The 20,416-nt window shown below is 71.0% G+C and carries 21 protein-coding genes and 1 pseudogene; 9 read left to right on the top strand and 13 right to left on the bottom strand.

Features of this window, described 5'->3' with window-relative positions:
• Positions 1-51 precede the first annotated feature (51 nt).
• Together AB0H78_RS20695 and AB0H78_RS20690 are read left to right on the top strand one after the other, a co-directional pair.
• Positions 52-225 carry a hypothetical protein gene (locus AB0H78_RS20695; RefSeq protein ID WP_363235941.1) on the top strand — a complete coding sequence of 58 codons (174 nt, stop codon included), beginning with the start codon at positions 52-54 and terminating at the stop codon, positions 223-225.
• 46 nt (positions 226-271) lie between these two features.
• Positions 272-739 (top strand): universal stress protein, encoded by a 468-nt coding sequence (locus AB0H78_RS20690; RefSeq protein ID WP_363235940.1) that lies wholly within the window; start codon positions 272-274, stop codon positions 737-739.
• 3 nt (positions 740-742) lie between these two features.
• On the opposite strand, the gene AB0H78_RS20685 is transcribed toward AB0H78_RS20690, so the two are convergent.
• Positions 743-1,954: a CapA family protein gene (locus AB0H78_RS20685; RefSeq protein ID WP_363235939.1), complete on the bottom strand. Its 1,212-nt coding sequence runs from the start codon at positions 1,952-1,954 to the stop codon at positions 743-745.
• A 152-nt stretch (positions 1,955-2,106) separates the two neighbouring features.
• Here AB0H78_RS20685 and AB0H78_RS20680 point away from each other — a divergent pair, with 152 nt between their 5' ends.
• On the top strand, positions 2,107-2,700 hold the full coding sequence (locus tag AB0H78_RS20680) for a sigma-70 family RNA polymerase sigma factor (protein WP_363235938.1): 594 nt from the start codon (positions 2,107-2,109) through the stop codon (positions 2,698-2,700).
• Here AB0H78_RS20680 and AB0H78_RS20675 read toward each other — a convergent pair.
• A complete protein-coding gene (locus tag AB0H78_RS20675; RefSeq protein ID WP_363235937.1) occupies positions 2,622-2,831 on the bottom strand; it encodes a zf-HC2 domain-containing protein in 210 nt (69 codons plus the stop codon). The genes AB0H78_RS20680 and AB0H78_RS20675 overlap by 79 nt on opposite strands.
• Positions 2,832-2,944: 113 nt before the next feature.
• On the opposite strand from AB0H78_RS20675, the gene AB0H78_RS20670 reads away from it, so the two are divergent.
• Positions 2,945-3,433 carry a hypothetical protein gene (locus AB0H78_RS20670; protein ID WP_363235936.1) on the top strand — a complete coding sequence of 163 codons (489 nt, stop codon included), beginning with the start codon at positions 2,945-2,947 and terminating at the stop codon, positions 3,431-3,433.
• A 15-nt stretch (positions 3,434-3,448) separates the two neighbouring features.
• Here AB0H78_RS20670 and AB0H78_RS20665 read toward each other — a convergent pair whose 3' ends face one another.
• Genes AB0H78_RS20665 through AB0H78_RS20650 form a run of 4 tightly spaced genes read right to left on the bottom strand, consistent with a single transcriptional unit; the run spans position 3,449 to position 7,263 of the window.
• Positions 3,449-4,633 carry a histidine kinase gene (locus AB0H78_RS20665; RefSeq protein ID WP_363235935.1) on the bottom strand — a complete coding sequence of 395 codons (1,185 nt, stop codon included), beginning with the start codon at positions 4,631-4,633 and terminating at the stop codon, positions 3,449-3,451.
• Positions 4,630-6,099, bottom strand: coding sequence for a cation acetate symporter (locus AB0H78_RS20660; protein WP_363235934.1), 1,470 nt, complete (start codon positions 6,097-6,099; stop codon positions 4,630-4,632). The genes AB0H78_RS20665 and AB0H78_RS20660 overlap by 4 nt, the downstream gene beginning before the upstream one ends.
• Positions 6,096-6,458, bottom strand: a complete 363-nt coding sequence (locus tag AB0H78_RS20655) for a hypothetical protein (RefSeq protein ID WP_363235933.1) — start codon at positions 6,456-6,458, stop codon at positions 6,096-6,098. Before AB0H78_RS20655 ends, AB0H78_RS20660 begins: the two co-directional genes overlap by 4 nt.
• A 55-nt stretch (positions 6,459-6,513) precedes the next feature.
• Positions 6,514-7,263, bottom strand: coding sequence for a LytTR family DNA-binding domain-containing protein (locus AB0H78_RS20650; protein ID WP_363235932.1), 750 nt, complete (start codon positions 7,261-7,263; stop codon positions 6,514-6,516).
• 72 nt (positions 7,264-7,335) lie between these two features.
• Between AB0H78_RS20650 and AB0H78_RS20645 the strand changes: the two genes are divergently transcribed.
• The gene (locus AB0H78_RS20645; RefSeq protein ID WP_363235930.1) at positions 7,336-7,992 is read left to right on the top strand and encodes a zf-HC2 domain-containing protein; all 657 of its coding nucleotides are present in this window, start codon (positions 7,336-7,338) and stop codon (positions 7,990-7,992) included.
• Here the strand turns inward: AB0H78_RS20645 and AB0H78_RS20640 are convergent.
• From AB0H78_RS20640 to AB0H78_RS20620, 5 genes are all read right to left on the bottom strand, one after another.
• Positions 7,980-8,822 carry an amidohydrolase family protein gene (locus AB0H78_RS20640; RefSeq protein ID WP_363235929.1) on the bottom strand — a complete coding sequence of 281 codons (843 nt, stop codon included), beginning with the start codon at positions 8,820-8,822 and terminating at the stop codon, positions 7,980-7,982. The two genes, AB0H78_RS20645 and AB0H78_RS20640, sit on opposite strands and share 13 nt — an antisense overlap.
• A gap of 4 nt (positions 8,823-8,826) precedes the next feature.
• Positions 8,827-9,138 (bottom strand): L-rhamnose mutarotase, encoded by a 312-nt coding sequence (locus AB0H78_RS20635; protein WP_363235928.1) that lies wholly within the window; start codon positions 9,136-9,138, stop codon positions 8,827-8,829.
• Positions 9,135-10,091 (bottom strand): aldo/keto reductase, encoded by a 957-nt coding sequence (locus AB0H78_RS20630; protein WP_363235927.1) that lies wholly within the window; start codon positions 10,089-10,091, stop codon positions 9,135-9,137. Before AB0H78_RS20630 ends, AB0H78_RS20635 begins: the two co-directional genes overlap by 4 nt.
• 24 nt (positions 10,092-10,115) lie before the next feature.
• A complete protein-coding gene (locus AB0H78_RS20625) occupies positions 10,116-11,462 on the bottom strand; it encodes a wax ester/triacylglycerol synthase family O-acyltransferase (RefSeq protein WP_363235926.1) in 1,347 nt (448 codons plus the stop codon).
• Positions 11,463-11,566: 104 nt separating this feature from the next.
• Positions 11,567-13,639 (bottom strand): SpoIIE family protein phosphatase, encoded by a 2,073-nt coding sequence (locus AB0H78_RS20620; RefSeq protein WP_363235925.1) that lies wholly within the window; start codon positions 13,637-13,639, stop codon positions 11,567-11,569.
• 128 nt (positions 13,640-13,767) lie between these two features.
• Here AB0H78_RS20620 and AB0H78_RS20615 point away from each other — a divergent pair, with 128 nt between their 5' ends.
• Together AB0H78_RS20615 and AB0H78_RS20610 are read left to right on the top strand one after the other, a co-directional pair.
• A complete protein-coding gene (locus AB0H78_RS20615; protein WP_363235924.1) occupies positions 13,768-14,589 on the top strand; it encodes a YndJ family protein in 822 nt (273 codons plus the stop codon).
• Positions 14,586-15,131, top strand: a complete 546-nt coding sequence (locus AB0H78_RS20610) for a DUF1990 domain-containing protein (protein ID WP_363235922.1) — start codon at positions 14,586-14,588, stop codon at positions 15,129-15,131. Before AB0H78_RS20615 ends, AB0H78_RS20610 begins: the two co-directional genes overlap by 4 nt.
• On the opposite strand, the gene AB0H78_RS20605 is transcribed toward AB0H78_RS20610, so the two are convergent.
• The gene (locus AB0H78_RS20605) at positions 15,124-17,475 is read right to left on the bottom strand and encodes an alpha-L-fucosidase (protein ID WP_363235921.1); all 2,352 of its coding nucleotides are present in this window, start codon (positions 17,473-17,475) and stop codon (positions 15,124-15,126) included. The genes AB0H78_RS20610 and AB0H78_RS20605 overlap by 8 nt on opposite strands.
• A 285-nt stretch (positions 17,476-17,760) precedes the next feature.
• Between AB0H78_RS20605 and AB0H78_RS20600 the strand changes: the two genes are divergently transcribed.
• Positions 17,761-18,672, top strand: coding sequence for an alpha/beta hydrolase (locus AB0H78_RS20600; protein ID WP_363235920.1), 912 nt, complete (start codon positions 17,761-17,763; stop codon positions 18,670-18,672).
• Positions 18,673-19,272: 600 nt separating this feature from the next.
• Here AB0H78_RS20600 and AB0H78_RS20595 read toward each other — a convergent pair.
• Positions 19,273-19,683: pseudogene (locus tag AB0H78_RS20595) on the bottom strand (ATP-binding cassette domain-containing protein); the annotation flags it as partial.
• 156 nt (positions 19,684-19,839) lie between these two features.
• On the opposite strand from AB0H78_RS20595, the gene AB0H78_RS20590 reads away from it, so the two are divergent.
• Positions 19,840-20,382 (top strand): inositol oxygenase family protein, encoded by a 543-nt coding sequence (locus AB0H78_RS20590; protein WP_363235919.1) that lies wholly within the window; start codon positions 19,840-19,842, stop codon positions 20,380-20,382.
• Positions 20,383-20,416 lie beyond the last annotated feature (34 nt).

Genomic DNA, 20,416 nt, shown 5'->3' with positions numbered 1-20,416 from the left:
GGGGCAGACGCGCAGTACGGAGTTGTGCGTACGGGTGGAGGTGTGGTCGTCATGGTGTCACGGCGAGTGCTGGAGACGTTCCCTGCCGGAGGACCTCATGGCAGCTGGCCCGCGGAGCAGTTCGCGGCAGAGCAGCGCCGTGCCGGGATCAGGGCGACCGTCGTCATGGACCTGTCCTCGGACGCGTTCCTGGTCGTCGCCTCCCCGCGCGAGGTGCACGAATAGAACACCTGATGGGGACGTATGCGCGATCAGCCGATAGCCTCCTGCCGTGACAGATCAGCAGCATGAACGGCAGCAGTTCGAACGCGGCACGGACGGCCCCAAGGTGATCGTCGTCGGCATCGACGGTTCCGAGTCGTCGATGCGCGCCGCAGCGTACGCCGGAGGCCTCGCCCGCAGGCAGAACGCGCTGCTCGCCATCGTCTACGTCCAGCCGGTGCTCGCCGCGGGAGCCGCGATGGGCGCACCGGTCTCGGAAACCACCTCGGAGATCGCCGAGGGCCTCGTCGCGGAGATCCGCACCGCCGTCGACCGCATGAAGGGGGTCTTCGACGTGCGGTGGGAGTTCCACACCTTCCGCGGCGATCCGTACAACGGCCTGGTCACCGCGGCGGACGAACTCAAGGCGGACGCCGTGGTCGTCGGGGCCTCGGAGTCGGCCGGGCACCGGATCATCGGTTCCGTCGCCGTACGCCTCGTGAAGGCCGGCCGCTGGCCCGTCACGGTCGTGCCGTAACCCTCACTTCCCGGCCATCGTGAGGCCGTCGGCCGCTGCTCCCCTGCTCAGGACCGCCGTGCGGATCGCCGACTGCGCGGCGCGGTAGTCGGCGCGCTTCGGGTGGCCGCGCAGGGCCTCGGGGAGGTTCACGACGCGGCCCGTGCGCAGGTCCATCCACTGGGGGACGAACTCCGCCTTCGTCACCGTCCAGCGGCCGCCGCGCTTCGCCGGCGGGGTAAAGGTGAAGCGGCCGATGGAGCTCTCGTTGCCCCGGTCGTCCTGGGCGCCTGTGGGGTTGTACATCTCGCCCGCGATCTGGTCGCCCATGCCGTAGATGATCCAGGTGCCGTTGACCTTCTCGTAGGCCTGCGGGACGTGCGCGTGCGTGCCGAGGATCAGGTCGATGTCGGGGCGGCCCGCGGTCTTCGACGCGGTGAGGGCGCGGCCCAGGGTCAGCTGCTGGTCGTTCGGGGTGTCCTGCCACTCCGTGCCCCAGTGGATGCTGACGACGACCACGTCAGCGCCCGCCGTGCGGGCCGCCCTGGCGTCGGCCACGATCTGTTGTTCGTCGATGAGGTGGACGGCCCAGGGCTGCCCTTCGGGCTGCGGGAACCCGTTCGTGTCGTAGGTGTACGCCAGTTGGGCGACCTTCGCGCTGCCGCCCTTCAGCCAGGCCGGGCGCTCCGATTCGGCTGCCGTACGCCCTGAGCCCGTATGGGCGACGCCTGCCGCGTCGAGTGCTCCCAGCGTTCTGCGGATGCCCGCCGGGCCGTCGTCCAGCGTGTGGTTGGAGGCGGCCGAGCAGGAGTCGTAGCCGGTGGCCGCGAGCGCGGCGGCGACCTGGGGCGGGGACTTGAAGGTGGGCCAGCCCGTGTACGGGCCGCCCTTCGCGCCGTACACCGTCTCCATGTGACAGATCGCCAGGTCGGCGCCGGTGACGAGAGGCTTCACCGCCGCGAGCATCGGACGGAAGTCGTATCCGCGGCCGTGTGCGTCCTTGTGCGCACGCTCGATGATCGAGGTGTGCGGGAGTACGTCACCCGTCGCGACCAGGGTGAACCCGCGCAGCGCGGCCGCTCCGCCGCCCGTGCCCGATGACGCGGGCCGTTCGGAGTCCTGGTGCGCGTGGTGCGGGGCCGGGCGGGCGGTCTCGTGCCGGGCGGTACAGGCCGATGCGGCTGCGAGGAGTACGGCTGCCGCGGCGGCCAGCCGCTGTGGCGTGCGCTTCGTCATATCCGAATTGGGCCGGTGGGAGGCCTCGGGGTCAAGCGTCACGGCCGACGGCGCGACCGTTCGGCGTGCCGCTCGTCGCACCGTTCAACCGCTTGTCGCACAGCGCTGCGCAAGCGCTGTCGCCGGCCGCCCGGCTGCGCTGCCATACGCCCGTGACCCTCACTTCGACACCCCCTTCCACCGGCGAACGCGCGCTGGCCGAACTGCAGCGTGCGCACGGCCGGGCTCTGCTGCACTTTCTGCTGGGGCTGACGTACGGGGACCGGCAGCGCGCCGAGGACCTGCTCCAGGAGACGCTCGTACGCGCCTGGCAGCACCCCGAGGCGTTCGACGGGCCCCACGAGTCCATGCGGCCCTGGCTCTTCACCGTCGCGCGACGGCTGGCGATCGATGCCCGGCGCTCCCGGCTGGCCCGGCCCGCCGAGGTGCACGACGGCGTCCTGGAGTCCACCGCGGCGGCCGGGGACCTCACGGAGCGGTCGGCGGCGGCGCTGGACGTCCGGGAGGCGGTGAAGGCGCTGAGCCCCGAGCACCGGGCGGTGCTGGTGCAGATCTACTTCCGCGGGCTGAGCGTGAACGAGGCCGCCGAGGTGCTCGGCATACCGCCGGGGACCGTCAAGTCCCGTTCGTACTACGCCCTGCGGGTCCTGGGGCGCCGCCTGCCCGGCTACGGCTCGTCGTCGCCCAGCAGGTCCTCCTCGCTGGAGAGCGCGAGCAGCGAAGGCGCCTCCGCGACCTCCAGGTAGGCTGCCGCGCACGCGTCGCACGTCCGCAGATGGGCCGCCACCCGGCTGTCCTCCTCGGGCGCGAGCGCGCTGAGGACGTACGCGCCGAGGAGCGGCCGCACATGCGGGCCTGGCGGAGGTGCGGCGGTCATGGGCTACCTCACCTTCGATGACGAATCCTGTCCTTCTGGCCACGGGGCGGCCCCCGTCCCGGTTCAATGCTCCACGGAGTTGCCTGGTCGAGAGATGAAAGAGGCGAGACGGGATGCGTCCCGAGAGTACGAACGGGACCAGTGGTGAAGAGCTGCTGGTGCCGATGGCATGGATGTACGCCGAGTACATTGCTGACGAATTACTGCGCACCGGTGACCTGATGCCGCCCACGACTCTGGAGTTCCGGGCGGGGCGCGACGCGCTGGCGCTGACCATTTTCCTGTCGGACGGCGCCGTGGGCGGCGTCCGGGTGGTGACCCGCCTCGACGAGTGGCTGGCGCTCACCGCGTACAACACCCGGTGGCGGGAGTGGGTCTGCCGGAGGCTCGATCAGCTCCGGGTGCGGGAGGACGGTGACGGGCCCGATCTGCCGCTGGCGCGGGCCGCCTGGCGGTGGCTGGAGGAGACCGAGCTGCTCGCGGCCGACCTCGACGCCGTGACGGCGGGGGTGGTGCCCGAGGCCGAGGACGGACCGCAGGTGTGGACCCCGGCCTGGGAGCTGGGGCTGCCGCTGGGGCATCTGGCGATCCACCTGTTCTGAACCGGACGGGAGAGGCTACGAACCGTGCACGCCCGCACGGTATTTCGGTATGCGCAGCGTGACCTTCATGCCCGCTCCGGCGCCCGTGTCGATGACCAGGCCGTAGTCGTCGCCGTAGACCTGGCGCAGCCGCTCGTCGACGTTGAGCAGGCCGATGCCGGACGAGTCGCCGCCCTCGCCGCGCAGGATGCTGCGCAGCCGCTCCGGTTCCATCCCGGTGCCGTCGTCCTCGATGACCACCTCGGCCTCGGCGCCCGCGTCGAGTGCGCTGATGGTGATGCGGCTGCTGCTGACGGCGCCTTCGAGTCCGTGTTTGACGGCGTTCTCCACCAGGGGCTGCAGACAGAGGAAGGGCAGGGCCACGGGCAGGACTTCCGGGGCGATCTGGAGGGTGACGCTCAGCCGCGTTCCGAAGCGGGCCCGTACCAGCGCCAGGTACTGGTCGATGGAGTGGAGTTCGTCGGCGAGCGTGGTGAAGTCGCCGCGCCTGCGGAAGGAGTAGCGGGTGAAATCGGCGAATTCCAGGAGGAGTTCGCGTGCGCGCTCGGGATCGGTGCGTACGAACGAGGCGATGGCGGCCAGGGAGTTGAAGATGAAGTGCGGGGAGATCTGGGCCCGCAGGGCCTTGATCTCGGCTTCGATCAACTGGGTCCGGGAGCGGTCGAGTTCGGCAAGCTCCAGCTGTACGGAGACCCAGCGGGCCACCTCGCCGGCCGCCCGCGCGAGCACCGCGGACTCGCGCGGGGCGTAGGCGATCAGGGAGCCGAGCACCCGGTGGTCGACGGTCAGGGGCACTGCCACCGCCCAGCGCAGCGGGCAGTCCAGGTCGTCGCAGGCGCTGTCGAAGGCCGTATCGCGTCCGGAGTGCAGGAGACCCGCGACCTGGTCCATGACGTGCGGGGAGTGGTGCTCCCCGGCCCCGTCCCAGACGAGGACCCGCTCGCCGTCGGTCAGGCACAGGGCGTCCGTGCCGAGGAGCGTGCGCAGCCTGCGGGCGGCCTTGCGGGCGCTCTCCTCGGTGAGCCCGGCGCGCAGCGGTGGTGCGGCGAGCGACGCGGTGTGCAGGGTCTCGAAGGTGGCGCGCTCGACGGGGGTGCCGACGTCGCTCGTACGGGATGGACGACGGCGCCCGAGGACGAAGCCTCCGGCGAGCAGCAGCGGGCCGAGCACGATCAGCGCGGCGGCCGCCTCCCCGCTCAACGCAGCGCCTCGGGAAGGTGGAAGCGGGTCATCGCCGCGTGGGTGCCCGGCGGTATCCGGGCCGGGGTGGCCAGCGAGACGAGGATCATGGCGAGGAAGCCGACGGGTACGGACCAGACGGCCGGCCAGGCCAGCAGGGTGTGCGCCCAGCCCGGTGGGACGGCGCCGCTCATCGTGACGGAGACGGCGATCAGCGCGGAGCCGCCGCCGAGCAGCAGCCCTGCGACGGCGCCCGGCGGGGTGAGCCGACGCCACCAGATGCCGAGGACGAGCAGCGGGCAGAAGGACGACGCGGAGACGGCGAAGGCCATACCGACGGCGTCGGCGACCGGGACACCGGTGGTCAGCAGGGCGCCGGCCAGGGGTATCGCCATGGCCAGGAGGGTCGCGAGGCGGAAGTGGCGTACGCCGCGGGACTCCTGGGTGAGGACTCCGGCGACGGCCATGGTGAGGCCGGAGGCGGTGGAGAGGAAGGCCGCGAAGGCGCCGCCTGCCACCAGTGCGCCCAGGAGGTCTCCGCCGACCCCGCCGATCAGCCGGTCGGGCAGGAGCAGCACGGCGGCGTCCGCGTCTCCGGTGAGGGAGAGCTCGGAGGCGTAGAGGCGTCCCAGCGCGCCGTAGACGGGCGGCAGGAGGTAGAAGACGCCGATCAGGGCGAGGACGACAATGGTGGTGCGCCGTGCGCTCCTGCCGTCGGGGCTGGTGTAGAAGCGCACGACGACGTGCGGCAGTCCCATCGTGCCGAGGAACGTCGCGACGATGAGGCCGTAGGTCGCGTAGAGCGGGTGGTCCGCCCGGCCCAGGCTGTTGGCGATGGACAGCGCGGGTCCCACGGCGGGGACGCTCGGGCGGCCGTCGTCCTGCCAGGCCAGGACGAGGAAGAGCGCGGGAACCAGCAGTGCGGTGAGCTTGAGCCAGTACTGGAAGGCCTGCACGAAGGTGATGGAGCGCATGCCGCCCGCGGCGACCGCGAGGACGACGACGGCGGCGACGATGGCGGGGCCCAGCCAGTCGGGAGCGCCGGTGAGGATGGCCAGGGTGAGCCCCGCGCCCTGGAGTTGGGGCACGAGGTAGAGCCAGCCCGCGCCGATGACGAAGGCGCTCACCAGGCGCCGTACGACCCTGGACTCCAGGCGCCCCTCGGCGAAATCGGGCAGGGTGTACGCGCCGGAGCGGCGCAGCGGGGCGGCGACGAAGAGCAGGAGGACCAGATAGCCAGCGGTGTATCCGACCGGGTACCAGAGCATGTCGGGGCCGTGGACCAGGACGAGTCCTGCGATGCCGAGGAACGAGGCGGCGGAGAGGTACTCGCCGCTGATCGCGGCCGCGTTGAGGCCTGGGCCGACGCTGCGGGAGGCGACGTAGAAGTCCGAGGTGGTGCGCGATATGCGCAGGCCGAAGCCGCCGATGAGGACGGTGGTGAGGACGACGACGGTCACCGCCACCACCGCGTAGGTCTGGCTCACGGGGCGGGGCGGCCTTCCACGAGGCGGGCGAAGTCGCGCTCGTTGCGCTCGGCCCTGCGGACGTACCACCACGCGATCAGGACGAGCAGAGGGTACGCACCGAAGCCGAGGACCAGCCAGACCGCGAGGTCGCTGCGGAGTGCGGCGAAGGCCAGCGGGAGGGTCCCGGCGAGGAGCGCGAGGAAGGCGAAGGCGCTGAGTCCGGCCCGCAGTTGGCTGCGGATGAGCGAGCGTACGTACGCGCCGCCGAGTGCGGTCTGTTCGTCGATCTCCGACTGGGCGCGGTAACGGGGCAGCGGCCGCACGCGCCGGGGCTCGCCCGTCACGCGCTCGCGTCGGGGTGCGGGCTCTACGGACATGGCGCGGAGTGTACGCAGCGGGGCGGGGTGACGGGAAGGCCCTGGTCAGGGGCCGCTAGCGCATCAGCAGGTCGCGCAGGGCGCGCGCGTGCCGCCGGCTCACGGCGAGTTCGGCTCCGCCGATGCGGACGCTCATGCTGCCCGCGTCGAGGCGCAGCTCGTCGATGCGGGACAGGGCGACGAGGTGGCTGCGGTGGATCCGTACGAAACCGCGCGAGCGCCAGCGCTCCTCCAGGGTGGTCAGCGGGATGCGCACCAGGTGGCTCCCTTCGGCGGTGTGCAGGCGTGCGTAGTCGCCCTGGGCCTCGGCGTAGGCGATGTCGGCGACCGCGAGGAAGCGGATGATGCCGCCGAGTTCGACGGGGATCTGGTCGGCCGCGGTGTCCAGTACGGGGGTGGGGCCGTTGCCTGCCAGGTCGACGAGTTCGGCGACGCGGCGCACGGCCTCGGCGAGGCGCTCGCGGCGCACCGGCTTCAGTACGTAGTCGACGGCTTTGAGGTCGAAGGCCTGGACGGCGAAACCCTCGTGGGCGGTGACGAAGACGATGAGCGGGGGCCGGGCGAATCCGGCGAGCAGTCTGGCGATGTCGAGGCCGGTGAGGCCGGCCATGTGGATGTCGAGGAAGGCGACGTCGATGGCGGTGTCGTCGTCGGGTCCCGCGCCGAGGGCGTCTCCGATGCGGCGCAGCGCCTCGGTGGCGCTGGTGGCGCCCTCGGCGCTGCGTATCCGGGGGTCGGAGCGGAGCAGGTAGAGCAGTTCTTCGAGTGCCGGTTCCTCGTCGTCCACGGCCAGTACGCGCAGCATGAGGCCGGAGTGTAGGGGGTGAGTGATTCGGCGCCGTGGTGCGTACCTGGTGGTGAGCTGAGAGGACGAGGCATGAGGTCGCTGGAACTCCATCACGACGTCGGCGCCTACGCGCTCGGTGTACTCGGCGAGGCCGATGCCTTCCGCTTCGAGGACCACCTCCAGGACTGTCCGCACTGCGGCACGCTGCTGGGCGAGTTCGGGCGGGTGGAGGCGCATCTGGCCCTGTACGCGATGAGCACACCCCCGGGGGCGGAGCCGGTGGCCGGGGACACGGAGCGGTTGCTGCACCGGGCACTGGAGCGGGTGGAGGCGGGCCGCCGGACGGGCCGCAGACGGCGTCTCGCGCTGGTGGCGGCGGCTGCCGTGCTGGCCGCGGGTGGCTCCTTCGCCGTCGCGCGCAGCGACGTGGGCGGGGCGGGCGACGGGCTGCGGTGGGCCGCCGCCGATCCGGCGACGGGGGTGTCGGCGGCCGTTGCGCTGCGCCCGGCACCCTGGGGCACCGAGGTGGGGCTCGATGTACGCGACGAGCCCAGGGCGACGACCTGTGTCCTGGTGGCCGTGGGGCGCGGCGGCGAGGAGCAGACGGTGGCGACGTGGTCCGCGCCGGAGGGGAAAGCGGTACGGGCCGAGGGCGGGGCCGCTCTCGCGCTGGAGGGGATCGACCACTTCGAGGTCCGTACCGCCGCGGGTGAGCTTCTGGTGTCGCTCGGGCCTCAGATTCCGTAGACGCGGGCGGCGGTGCCTCCGAAGATGTCCGCGCGCTCGTCGGGACTGAGGTCGTGCGTCAACTCGTGTGCCGCGTCGACGACTTCGCCGTAGGTGGCCGCAAGCCGGCACACCGGCCAGTCGGAGCCGAACATCAGTCGGCCGGGCCCGAAGGCGTCGAGCACGGTCTTGGCGTACGGGCGCAGGTCCTCGACCGTCCAGGTGGCCCACGCCGCCTCGGTAACCATGCCGGACAGCTTGCATACGGTGTTGGGGCGGGCGGCGAGCGCGCGCACCCGTTCGGCCCAGGGTTCCAGCTCCGCAGCCGCGATCGGCGGCTTGCCCACGTGGTCGAGTACGAAGGTGAGTTCGGGATGCAGGGCCGCCGCCCTGGCAGCGGCGGGCAGTTGATGCGGCAGCACCAGGAGGTCGTACGCGAGTCCCGCGTCGGCCACCGCCGCGAGACCGTGCCGCACATCCGGGCGCAGCAGCCACTGCGGGTCGCTCTCGCCCTGGACCTGGTGGCGTATGCCCACGAGGCGCTCCCCGCCCGGCAGTTCACGCAAGGAGGCGAGCGTGTGGTCCACGTCGGGGGCGGTGAGGTCGGTCCAGCCGACGACGCCGGCGACCAGGTCGCTGCCGTCCGCGAGGGCGAGGAATTCCGGGGTCTCCTCGGCGACGGTGACCGTCTGCACGAGCACGGTGGCCGAGACTCCGGCAGCGCGGACCTCGGGTTCGAGGTCGGCAAGCGTGAAGTCACGTCTCAGCGGGGCGAGTTCGGGGCCGGCGATCCAGTCCTGGTCGCGTACGGCCAGATCCCACACATGATGGTGTGCGTCGATGATCCGCATCGGCTCAGAGCTCCCAGGCGACGGGCAGCCCGGCCGCGGACCCCTCCGATGAATAGTCGTGGACGACGTCGAGGAGGTCGTCCATTCTGGCCTGCCAGGCGATGTTCACCGGCAGCTTCTCCAGCTCGGCCAGCATGCGCGCGTAGTCCTCGCACTCGATGAGGTGGAAGAGGTCGGTGCCGCTGCGCCAGATCGTCCAGGAGGTGGCGCCCGCCTCCCGTATCGCCTTGGTCAGCTCTTCGGGGACCTCGCGGTGTGCGGCTTCGTACTCCTCGATCCGGTCTTCGCGGACCTTGGTGTGCAGGGCGATTCTCAACTCGGCTCCTCGGTGTGCAGCTCGTCCCAGAGCGCGGCGGGTATCTCGTGGCGCAGCATGGCGGCCGCGTCGTGCACCTCGTCGGCCGACCGGGTGCCGACCAGGACGCTCGCCACGGCCGGGTGGCGGGCGGGGTAGTGGAGGGCTGCGGCCCGCAGGGGTACGCCGCGGCGGGCGGCAACGTCCTTCAAGTGCAGTGCACGGTCGAGGAGTTCGGCGGATGCCGCGGTGTAGTTGTAGGTCGCTCCGGGCCTGGGGTCGGCGAGCAGCCCGGAGTTGAAGACGCCCCCCACGACGACGCTCTTGCCCCGCGCGGACGCCTCGGGCAGCAGTTCGGCGAGCGCCGTGCGGTCGAGGAGGGTGTAGCGGCCCGCGCAGAGCACCGCGTCGACGTCGGTGTCGCACAGGAAGCGGGTGAGCATCGCGGTCTGGTTCATGCCGGCGCCGATCGCACCGATCACGCCTTCCGCGCGCAGGCGCTCCAGTGCCGGGTAGGCCTGCTCGAAGGCGGCTTCCGCATGGTCGTCCGGATCGTGCAGGTAGACGAGGTCGATACGGTCCAGGCCGAGGCGTTGCAGGCTGTCCTCGATGCTTCGGCGGACACCGTCCCCGCTGAAGTCCCAGACGCGGCGGGAGTCGGCCGGCACGGCGAAGCCGTTGGCCAGGTCGTCGCCTCCGCCCGTACGGGGTTCAAGGATTCGTCCGACCTTGGTGGAGACGGCGTACTCCTCGCGCGGCCGCCCGCGCAGCGCGGCACCCAGCCGCCGCTCGGAGAGCCCGAGGCCGTAGTGCGGTGCGGTGTCGAAGTATCGGATCCCCTCGGCCCAGGCCGCATCGACCGCCGCCTGAGCCGCCTCGTCGTCGACCGGGGTGAAGAGATTACCGATTCCGGCCGCGCCGAAGGAGAGTTCGGTGACTTCGACCCCGCTGTGTCCGATCATGTTCCGCCGCATGCGACGAATATTCATCGGATCACTTCAGTGAGTCAACACCTCAGCCAGCAATTCCGCGAGCTCCTCCCTCACGCACTCGGCGAGGCGCCCGGCGTCCGGCACCGCCTTGCCGTCGGCGACCAGCCCGACGTGCACCCGTCCGCCGTACGTGGAGAGCGCGACGGCGAGGGACTGTCCGCGCGCCAGAGGCGCCATCGGATAGATCTCGCGGAGCGGACTGCCTCCCAGTGAGAGCGTGGAGCGCGGCAGCGGGACACTGGTGACCAGTACGTCGAAGAGCACCCGGGCCGCGCTTCCTGCCAGCGCCGCCCCGAAACGGTGGGCAAGGGGCGGCAGTTGGTCGGCCAGTACGGCCACCGCTCCGGCCCCTCGCGAGGGGCCCGCCGCCTTGTTGCGGTTCATCGCGTCGCGTACGCCGCCGAGCCGGAGCCAGGGGTCGGGTTCGGACACCGGCAGGGGGACCAGGTAGGCCGAGAGCTTGTTCCCGGCACTGGGCGCCGCGCCCGGGCGGCGCCGGGACACGGGCACCAGCGCACGCGGGTCGGCGCCCGGCAGCTGCTCTCCGCGCTCCAGGAGCCAGCGCCGCAGCCCGCCGGCGACCGTGGCGATGAGCACGTCGTTGGCGGTGCCGCCCACCGCACGGCGGATCCGCAGCACATCGGACTGGTCCAGTACGGCCGTCGCCAGCCGCCGCGTCCCGCTCGAACTCGCGGTCAGCGCGGAGTCCCCCCACAGATCGAGCCTGCTGGCCCGCATCACGGATGCCCCGATGCCCACGGCCTGCCCGAACTCCTCCATCCTGTCCCGCGCGAAGCCCGCGACCTGCCGCGGTCCGGGCAGCCACGAGCGGGGTGCCACGGCCCTCCCCCGCCGGGCGCCGACCGCGGCCCGCGCCCCGGCGATCTGGTCGAAGATCCCGGCTCCTATGGCGACGGCGCGCATCCCGTCGGCGAGCGCGTGGTGCATCTTCACCAGCACGGCGAAGGAGCCGTCGGCGCCTCCGGTCAGCACGTACATCTCCCAGGGCGGCATTCCGCGTTCCAGCGGACGCTCCATCAACTCCCCGGCGAGTTCCCTGACTTCGCTGTCGAAGTCGCTCGCGGCCAGCCGCACCAGCCGCACATGGCGGTGTACGTCGAACTGCTTGTCCTCGCTCCAGGCGGCTCCGCCGACCGGCAGCCACACGCCCCGCACACACATCCGCAGCCGGGGGATCGCGGCGGCCCTCGCCGCGAGGAGCTTCACCACCTCCTCGGCGCCGGAGCCGGGTGCGGGGTCGAAGACGGCGAGCGCGCCCAGATGCATGGGGTGCTCGGCGGATTCGAGGTGCCAGAACGCGAGATCAAGCGGTGCCAGAAGCTCGGTGCTCAATGGATCCTCGATGTCATCGAAGGCGGGTGAACCAGCAGTCAAGCGCCCACAGTCGGTTACGGTCAAGTACGCTCATGATACGGACCGTTACCATCGAGTATCGATCAGGTTGCCTCGCGATGCGGCACGATGAACTCGCACCACACGCATTTGCCGCTGCCTCGTGACTCCACTCCCCACACATCGGCGAGCCGGTCCACGAGCATCAGCCCGCGTCCCGAAACCCCCGATTCCCCCGCCTCCCGACGGCGCGGCAGGGCGCTGGACCGGTCCTCCACCTCGACGCGCATCCGCCTCTCGGCGCCGGCGAGGACCCGGATGGTGACAATGGCCCCGCCGTCGGTGTGCATCAGCGCGTTGGTGATCAACTCATCGGCGGCCAGCTCGATTTCATCGGACCTCTCCCGGGCGCCCCAGGCCCGTACCGCCGCACGGATCATGTGCCGCGCCGAGCGCAGCGCCTCCGGGTCGGCGGACGCCACGTGCTGCCGCAGCCGTCCGCCCGACTGCGGCAGGTCCCCGACCGTACGGCGCAGCAACAGCAGCGCCACATCGTCCGCGCCGCCCCGGTCGTCGACCTCCTCGCACAGACGGTCGGCCAGCAGCTGCAGATCGCGCGGACCGCTCTCGACCGCCATCGACAGCGCCTGCATCCCGTCGTCCAGGTCCGCGCCCGGCTGCTCGACCAGTCCGTCGGTGTAGAGCAGCAGGGCGTGCCCCGGGTCCAACTCCACCGTGGTGACGGGATATTCGAGCTGTCTGAACTCCGCGGAGAGGCCGAGCGGCAGCCCACCTTCCACGGGCAGCCTGCGGCAGCTGCCGTCGGCGTGCCGCATCAGCGGATCGATGTGCCCGGCGCGCACCACCTGGATGACGCCGGTGCTCAGGTCGACCTCGGCGTAGGTGCACGTGGCGAACCGCTCGGTGTCCAGCTCGTGCAGGAAGACCGAGGCCCGGGCCACGACGGTCGCAGGGGTGTGCCCTTCGGCGGCGTACGCCCGCAGCACGATGCGCAGTTGACCCATCACGGCCGCCGCGTGCGTGTCATGGCCCTGCACGTCGCCGATCACGGCCCCGACCCGGCCGCCGGGCAGCGGGATCACGTCGTACCAGTCACCGCCGATGTCCTGGCCGAGCCGGGCCGAGCGGTAGCGTACGGCGATCTCCGCCCCCGCGACCTCGGGGATCCGGCGGGGCAGCATCGCCTGCTGGAGCCCCTGGGCCAGGTCGTGTTCCTGCTCGAAGAGCATGGCGCGCTGCAGGCTCTGGCCGATGGAACTGCCCAGCGCGACCAGGAGGTTGCGCTCATCGGTGGTGAAGCCCGTCTTGTCCTTGTAGAGCAGGCCCAGCGCGCCGATGGGGCGGGCCTGCGCGATCAGCGGGAGATAGGCGGCCGAGGTGATGCCCAGGCCGCTGATGTGCGGCCACAGCCCCGGATAGGACGCGGCGAAGTCCTCCGCCGACTCGATGAAGCGGGGCGAGAGGGTGCGGATGACCTCGCTCATCGGGTACTGCTCGTCGATCCGGGTGTACAGGGTGCCGGGCACGAAGCTGCCCTCGGGCCCCTCGGCGACGAGGTGGATGCGCCCGGCCTCCTTGAGGCCCATGACCAGGCTGGTCGCGCCCAGGTGTTCGAGACCCTGCGAGTTCTTCAGTACGTCGATGACATCGCGGACGGTGCGGGCGTGCGCCAGCGCCGCGGTGGTGCCCTCGACGAGGCGGGTCCGGTGGCGGCGCTCGGCGTCCAGCTCCTGGCGGGCGGCGGATTCGGCGAGCTCCTGGGCGGCGTCACGGACGATGCCGATGATCCGGCGCGGCCGGCCTGCGGCGTCACGGCGGATGAACCCCTGGGTGTGCACCCAGCGCAGCTGCCCGTCGCGGCCGCGGACCCGGAAGTAGGCGCCGTAGGTGGTCGAGCCGTTCTTGAGGGCCTGCGAAACCATCGAATCGAGCCGGGTCCCCTCATCGGAAGGGACCCGGCGGCCGAGGGTCTCGGGGTGTCCGTCGTATTCGTCGGCGTAGAGGTCGAACACGTCGAGGGCGGACTGATCGAGGTGCATCAGCCCGCTGTCGAGATCCCAGTCGAAGCTGCCCATGCGGTTCAGGGCAAGGCTCAGATCCGGGTGTGCGGGCCAGTCGTCCGGGAGGGACGAAGTGCCCGCCGTCCGATCCACCATGGAGCCACTCTGCCACGGTTTGTCCCATTCCTCGAACGGTCGGGAATCCGGACTTGAACACGTTCAAGTCAACGTCTAGGCTCAAGCTGCGTCTTGAACGCGTTCAACCAAGGGGCTGGGGGGAATAGATGTCCGTACTGGTCGATCTGATCGTGATGCTGGGGATGCTCGTCGTGGTCCCTGCGGGGCTCCGCCTCATCGGTGATCCGCAGCTGGACACGGTGCGGCGGCTCTGGCCGCTCGCGGCCGTGCCCGGCGCCGTCTCGCTGTGGTGCGAGCGCGGCCCCACGGCCACCGCACTCGCCTCGGTCTACGCCCTGGCCACGGTGGTGCTCGCGGTGCACGCGCCGGTGCGGCTCCACCGCAGACGCGTCCTGACCGCCTCCGAGATCGCGGTGCTCACCGCACTCGTCACCCCGTCGATCGCCGGCCTCGCGCTGGTCGCCGAACGCTCGGGGCACACGCTCTTCGGCTTCGGTCTGCCGATCCTCGCCCTGACCGTCGCGCACTTCCACTTCGCGGGATTCAGCGCGGCACTGGTCGCAGGCCTCTGCTGCCGGGTGAGCGGCGGACGTACGGGCGAACTGGCCGCACTCAGCGTGCCGCTGGGCACGCTGCTCGTTCTCGTCGGCTACTTCGTGGACGACTGGGCCGAGCTGGCCGGGGCACTCGTGCTCACCGCGGGCATGTGGGCCGTGTCGCTGCTGACCTGGCGGGACATCCGCAGGCGTGGCCGCGACCGGCTGACGCGGGCGATGCTCGCCACGGCCGCCGGTGTACTCGTGGCGACCATGCTGCTCGCGTTGAGCTGGGCGCTCGGCGAGGCCACCGGCATCCCGCACCCCACCCTGACCTGGATGGCCGCCACCCACGGCCTCGGCAATGCGCTCGGCTTCGCGCTCTGTTCGGTGCTGGCCTGGCGACGCATCAAGGAGACTGCTGCCGTATGAATCTGCTGAGCCGGATGAACCGGACCGACCACTCGGGCGACCTCAACTACCCGGAGACGGGGGCCACTCGCGGGCTCCCGCTGCCGGCCGGCTACAACCACCTGCACTTCCGCGCCCCCGTCGGGCACGGCCGCGACGCCTTCGAGACCGCGGGATCCGCCGTGACCGGCTGGCTGATGCACCGCGCTTCGGGTGCCCGGGTCGCGGCCGAAGCGCCGCGGGCCGAGCCGGGAACGTTCGTCGAGGTGTCGATGGGGCTGGGACCCCTGCGCTTCCGTGCCCCCTGCGAGGTCATCTGGACGGCGTACGAGAGCGAGCGGACGGGGTTCGCGTACGGCACCCGGCAGCGCCACCCGGAGCGCGGCGAGGAGTCCTTCGTGGTCGAACTGGCCGAGGACGGGACGGTGTGGTTCACGGTCACCGCCTTCAGCCGGCCCGCGAGCTGGTACACCCGGCTCGCGGGCCCGCTGGTCCCTGTGCTCCAGCGGGCCTACGCCCACCGGCTCTCCGGGGCCCTGCGGAAGATCGCCGCCGCTACCTGATCTGCTCGATCTTGAAGACCCAGGCGTACCGGCCCGCGGCCCTGGCCGCCGCGGGCACGTCGATGACAAGCTTTCCGCCGCTCGTACGCCAGTTGAGGGGGCGTGGGTGGCCGAGCATGGTGACCTTGTCGCCGCTGCGGACCGGAACCGGCGCTTCGACGGTCAGGGTGGCACCGGGCCGGGCCAGCGAGTGGATGTAGAAGGCCTTGCCCGGCTGGACGGTGAAGCGCAGGTCCTCCCCCAGCTCCGGCATCCGGGCCCAGTACGTACTGCCGTGGATCGCCTCGCCGTTGACCTTCAGCCACTGGCCCGTCTCGCGCAGTCTGGTCTGCATGATCTCGGGGATCGTCCCGTCGGCGCGTGGTCCGATGTCGAGCAGGAAGTTGCCGTTCTTGCTCGACGCGTCGACGATCGTGTGCACGATTTCCTCGGCGGACATGTACATGCTGTCAGGGGTGGCCTGGTTGTAGCCGTAGCTGAACGGATCGAGCCCCCGGCTGGCCTCCCACTTGTCGGTGACGACCGAGTCGTACGTCGTGTACTCGGGTGTCGTGAAGTCGTGCGGACCGATGCCCGACCGGTTGTTGACGGTGACTTCGATCGGCCGGTTGCGGTTCTTGGCGTGGTTGAAGTACTCGGCCAGGACCCGGTGGCTGTCGTTCACACCGCCGATGTCGCACCAGATGATCTCGGGGTCATAGCCCTCGATCAGCTCCAGCATCTGCGGGGCCTGCAGGTCCTTCACGTAGTCCTTGCCGGACGTGTAGCCGGTGTACGGGACGGGCTCCAGGGTGTACGGGTTGCGGGGCGCGTGCCCCATCCAGGGGTTGTCGGGGTTGAACCATTCGGGCATCGAGAAGTACAGGCCGCGGTGGAGTTCGGGCGCGTACGTACGGGACGCCTCGAAGAGCTCCTTGACGAGGTCGCGCTTCGGGCCCATCTTGACGGCGTTGCGGTCGGAGACCTTGGTGTCCCAGAGCGCGAAGCCCTCGTGGTGCTTCGAGGTCAGCACGTGGTACTGCGCTCCGGCGTCCCGGAAGAGCTCGACCCAGGAGCGCGGGTTGAAGTTCTTGGCCGTGAACTGCGGGATGAAGTCGTCGTAGTCGAAGTTCTCGCCGTATACCTCGCGGTGGTGTGCGTAGGTGGGGTTGTTGGGATCCTGCATCTGGTCCCAGTACCACTCGGCGTACTGCTTGCCGACCGGCGCCCAGGCGGGCACGGAGTACACGCCCCAGTGGATGAAGATGCCGAACTTGGCATCCTGGAACCAGTACGGGGCCTGGTGGGTGGAGAGTGAGGTGTCTGTCGGCTGGAAGTCCGGGACGCCCAGGGTGAGTTGGCTCTGCGAGGCGGCGGCCTCCTGGCCGCGGCCCCGGGCGACGACGCGGCCGGAGCGCCGGCTGCCGGGGTCGACTCCGGGTTTGCTGCGGATTCCGATACGCACCCTGGCCTGGTCGCCGGGGGCGAGCCGGGGGATCCGGACGGGCTGGACCGTACGCGCGCCGTCCACGTCGACGGAGACGGTGAGGGCGTCGGCGGCCAGGATCCCGACGGTGCCCGCGTTGACGACGGTGGCCTCGACGCTCTGTGCGCCCGAGTCGAGCGAGCTGGTGGTCGAGTGGGCGCCACGCAGGGTCAACGCCCGCCCCTCGGCTGCCGGTTGGAGGGAGAGCGCGAAGACGTGAAGCGACGACTTGCCGGCCTCGGCCGCGTGCGTGGTGGGCAGCGTGACACCCACGAGCTCCCGGGACGGGTCGATCGCCAGCTCGGAGACGCCGAAGGAGACCCGGTTGGCGTCCTTGCCGCCCGTGGGGTCGTAGCGGTACGGGGCGGAGAGCGGACCGCTGCCGGAGTACCAGTCGGGCCCGCCGAGCCCCGCCGTTCCGGTCGAGCCGTCCGCGTAGTGCAGCGTGGCCGGTCCGGAGGCGGCACCGTAACTGCACGCGACGAGAAAGGAGCCGGAGAGATAGCGGCCGCGCGGCAGATCGATGAGCTGTCCGAGGGCGACGACGTTGTTCTTGGCGCCCGCCGTGGACGCGGGGAAGAGGAACGGGATTCCGTCCAACTGCACTGGTCCTGCGGGGAGTTCCTCACCTGGGAAGGTGTATCCGGAACCGTCGAAGTTTCCGCCGCGGGCATCGGCGGTGTCGATGCCGTCGTTGTCGAACCACTGGTCGAGCGGTACGGGGACGGCGGCCGGGACAGTGCCCCAGTCGCCTCTCACTTCCCCGACCGCGTCTGCCGTTCCTGGATCCGCATCGGCCGTTGCCGGGGAGAGAAGGGCGGCGCCGACTGCCGCCCCCGCCGTCATTCCGAGTACATGGCGCCTGGGAAGTTCGGTCATGAGGTCCGATGATTGGAGCGCGATGACGACCTGTCAAGACACTTCACCAGACAGAAGGGAACTCTCTTCCCTCTGACATCCGATGACTTGCTCAGTGGCGGCCGAGTGCGATGCCCATGACGTGGGTAAAGGGTGCGAGGGAGACGTTCGGGGGTTAACCCCACCGGACTCACGGGCTCCAGGGACACCACCAACAGACCTGCCAGCCGGATTCGATGATCGGCCGAAGCGCCGAAGGATGGGACCGACAGCGCGACAGCACCCCGAGTCACCGAAGGATCAACCATGTCCCGCACTCCCCTCAAGCGCCGGTCCACGTCCCGTGTCCTGTCGGCACTCGCCTTGCTGACCCTGACCGCCGGCGCCCTCGCGGCGTGCGACAGCAACGACTCCACCACCCAGCACACCGCATCGCAGGCAACGGGCCGGTCAGCCGTACCGAAGCTCCACATAATCACCCATGATGGCCACCGTCTGGCCTTCCATGTCACGCCGGGCAACGGCCGCACGATCGTCCTGGACTCGGGCGGCGGCGAGGACTCCTCCTACTGGAAGGACCTCGCCCCGAAGCTTCACGAGGACACCGGTGCCACGGTCATCACCTACGACCGGGCCGGCCTCGGCAAGAGCGACGTCGTGCCCGGACCGTGGAAGGTCGAGAGCGCTGTCGGCGACCTCAAGGCGGGGCTCGACCAGCTCGGCGTCACCAAGAACGTGACCCTGGTGTCCCATTCCCAGGCGGGTGAGATCGCGAACTGCTTCGCCGAGGACCACCCGAAGATCCTCTCCGGTGCCGTCCTGGTCGACGCCAACCTTCCCCCGTTCTTCACGGACGAGGAGATCCCCCGCCTCGTGGCCGCGAGTCGGCCGCAGCTCGACGCCGCGAAGAAGGACCCCGAGGATCCGGCGAACCGCCAGCTCATTTCCACCGCGGAGGGCTTCGCCGCGGCGCACCGGGCATTCCACAAGGTCACGTGGCCGGATTCGGTGCCTGCAACGGTCATCGTCTCGGAGAAGACCCCGCTCGACGGGTCCCCCGTGGACGCCCAGCGCTGGCGCGACGCCGCTGCCGAGTTCGCCCAGGCCGGTCCCGGCCGCACGCTCGTCACCGCCAAGGGCAGCTCCCACGAGGTGCCGAAGGACCGCCCCGATCTCGTACTCAGGGAAATCGAAGCCCGGGTCGCCGCACGGCACTGAGCCCCCCATCGGACAAGCCCCGGCCCCCGGCTGGTGCCGGGGGCCGGGGCCGGGGCGAGCTGCTCTAGTCGATTCCCTGCAGGATGTGGGGCTCCGCCAGGTCTTCCTCGTAGCCGGCCAGCCGGATGGGCGCCGAACGGGCCCAGACTTCGAGATTGCGGAGCTTCTCAGGCCCTCGGGCCCGATCGCTTCGGTCTGCCGGGCGCTGCTCGCGCTTTGTCGTTTCAGGTGTCACCGCGCACTCCTTTGTGCTCGCGTAACCGCATGGGCAAGGGCAGTTCGGACGCGGTGGCGCCTGTTTTCGGGCGGGACCGCGGCCGTGGTGCGTGCCTGTCCCAGAACGGGCCGGAGAGACTGGTAGGTCTCTTCCGGCTGTCCGTCGGGAACAGAGTAACCAAATGAGCGGGGTCGCGCTCGATGGGGCCCGTAGTCATTGGGCCAAGTTTTCTTTGCCTGCCGTTCAGCGGGACGTGGGGTGGCCCGCCCAGCCGGGCAGTTCCGCCGTCTCCTGCCTGCTCCCGGCGGGTGCGTGGTGCCGACCGACCGGGAAAACGAGGGGCGTTGAGCCGACCGGGTCGGCGCTGGTGCTGCGTCGTGGGATCAGGACTGGGGCGTGCCGCGGCTGCCGGACCAGGCGAGCCAGTGCGTCGCGTAGGGGCCGCCCGCGTTACGAAGCTCCTCGTGCGTGCCGGCCTCGGCGGAGCGCTCCAGGTCCCGGGCGCCGGCGCTGCCCGCCTCCGCGGTCGCCTCGTCGAGTACGGCGACGGCGGGGTCGGCGAGCGTCCCGGTGAACACATGGACTTCCTGGGTGACCAGGACGACCGACTCGGCGCCTGTGACCGTGTCCTCGGTGGGCTGCTGGACGCCTGCGACGAGCCGGGCGAGGGTGGATTTCCCTGCCCCTCTGGTTCCGACGAGCGCCACGTGCTCGCCCTGCCCGAGGACGAGGGAGACCTGGTGAAGGACGGGACGGTCGGGTCCGTAGGCGTGGCTCACGGCGTCGACGGTGACGGTGACGGCGCGCGCCGTGGCGGGTGCGGTCCCAGGACGGAATGGGCAGCCCGGCCTCAGGTGAACGTGGCGGAGGGTTCAGACCCTGTTGGCCCGCACGTCAGACGGCCCTGATGTGCTCGGCCAGGATGCCGCCACCCGCGGGAAGGAGCAGACATGACGCCGGTCACCGTCGATGAGCTGATGGAGTTGCTGCACGCCTGCCGTAACGCCTGGGACGCCCCGGACCGCAGCGGGGATCCGGTCGATCTCTACGACCACGCCCTGCAGACCGCCCATCTGCTGCGCCGCTCCTACCCCAGCGACAAGGAGCTGCAGGTCGCGGGGCTCGTACACGATCTGGGACATCTGCTCTCCCCCGGCGACGACGCGGGACACGCGGACCGGGCCGCGGATGCGGTGCGGGGGCTGCTCGGGGCACGGGTGGCCGGGCTGGTGGGGCTGCACGTCACGGCGAAGCGCTATCTGGCGACCGTGGAGCCGGGGCGGGCGCTGTCGCCGCAGAGTGCGCTGACGATGGGGCTGCAGGGCGGGGTGATGACGGCGCAGGAGGTCGCCGCCTTCGAGCGCGATCCGCTGTGCGAGGCGGCGGTGACGCTGCGGCACGCGGACGACGCGGGGAAGGTCGTGGGGCTGGACGCGGGGATCATGGAGGACTGGCGTCCCGTACTGGAACTGGTCGCCGCCCGCGCCATCTGACGGCCCGTCATGAGACCGTACGGGGATGGATATC

It is taken from the genome of Streptomyces sp. NPDC050738, from assembly GCF_040654175.1.
GTDB lineage: Bacteria > Actinomycetota > Actinomycetes > Streptomycetales > Streptomycetaceae > Streptomyces.
This window is presented reverse-complemented; position numbering and strand designations above follow the sequence as displayed.

What these genes read in the sequence shown, in the direction of transcription:
- AB0H78_RS20695 (WP_363235941.1), top strand. Translation starts at nt 52, where the DNA reads ATGGTGTCACGGCGAGTGCTGGAGACGTTCCCTGCCGGAGGACCTCAT.
- AB0H78_RS20685 (WP_363235939.1), bottom strand. Translation starts at nt 1,954, where the DNA reads ATGACGAAGCGCACGCCACAGCGGCTGGCCGCCGCGGCAGCCGTACTC.
- AB0H78_RS20675 (WP_363235937.1), bottom strand. Translation starts at nt 2,831, where the DNA reads ATGACCGCCGCACCTCCGCCAGGCCCGCATGTGCGGCCGCTCCTCGGC.
- AB0H78_RS20670 (WP_363235936.1), top strand. Translation starts at nt 2,945, where the DNA reads ATGCGTCCCGAGAGTACGAACGGGACCAGTGGTGAAGAGCTGCTGGTG.
- AB0H78_RS20655 (WP_363235933.1), bottom strand. Translation starts at nt 6,458, where the DNA reads ATGTCCGTAGAGCCCGCACCCCGACGCGAGCGCGTGACGGGCGAGCCC.
- AB0H78_RS20650 (WP_363235932.1), bottom strand. Translation starts at nt 7,263, where the DNA reads ATGCTGCGCGTACTGGCCGTGGACGACGAGGAACCGGCACTCGAAGAA.
- AB0H78_RS20645 (WP_363235930.1), top strand. Translation starts at nt 7,336, where the DNA reads ATGAGGTCGCTGGAACTCCATCACGACGTCGGCGCCTACGCGCTCGGT.
- AB0H78_RS20640 (WP_363235929.1), bottom strand. Translation starts at nt 8,822, where the DNA reads ATGCGGATCATCGACGCACACCATCATGTGTGGGATCTGGCCGTACGC.
- AB0H78_RS20630 (WP_363235927.1), bottom strand. Translation starts at nt 10,091, where the DNA reads ATGCGGCGGAACATGATCGGACACAGCGGGGTCGAAGTCACCGAACTC.
- AB0H78_RS20620 (WP_363235925.1), bottom strand. Translation starts at nt 13,639, where the DNA reads ATGGTGGATCGGACGGCGGGCACTTCGTCCCTCCCGGACGACTGGCCC.
- AB0H78_RS20615 (WP_363235924.1), top strand. Translation starts at nt 13,768, where the DNA reads ATGTCCGTACTGGTCGATCTGATCGTGATGCTGGGGATGCTCGTCGTG.
- AB0H78_RS20610 (WP_363235922.1), top strand. Translation starts at nt 14,586, where the DNA reads ATGAATCTGCTGAGCCGGATGAACCGGACCGACCACTCGGGCGACCTC.
- AB0H78_RS20605 (WP_363235921.1), bottom strand. Translation starts at nt 17,475, where the DNA reads ATGACCGAACTTCCCAGGCGCCATGTACTCGGAATGACGGCGGGGGCG.
- AB0H78_RS20600 (WP_363235920.1), top strand. Translation starts at nt 17,761, where the DNA reads ATGTCCCGCACTCCCCTCAAGCGCCGGTCCACGTCCCGTGTCCTGTCG.
- AB0H78_RS20590 (WP_363235919.1), top strand. Translation starts at nt 19,840, where the DNA reads ATGACGCCGGTCACCGTCGATGAGCTGATGGAGTTGCTGCACGCCTGC.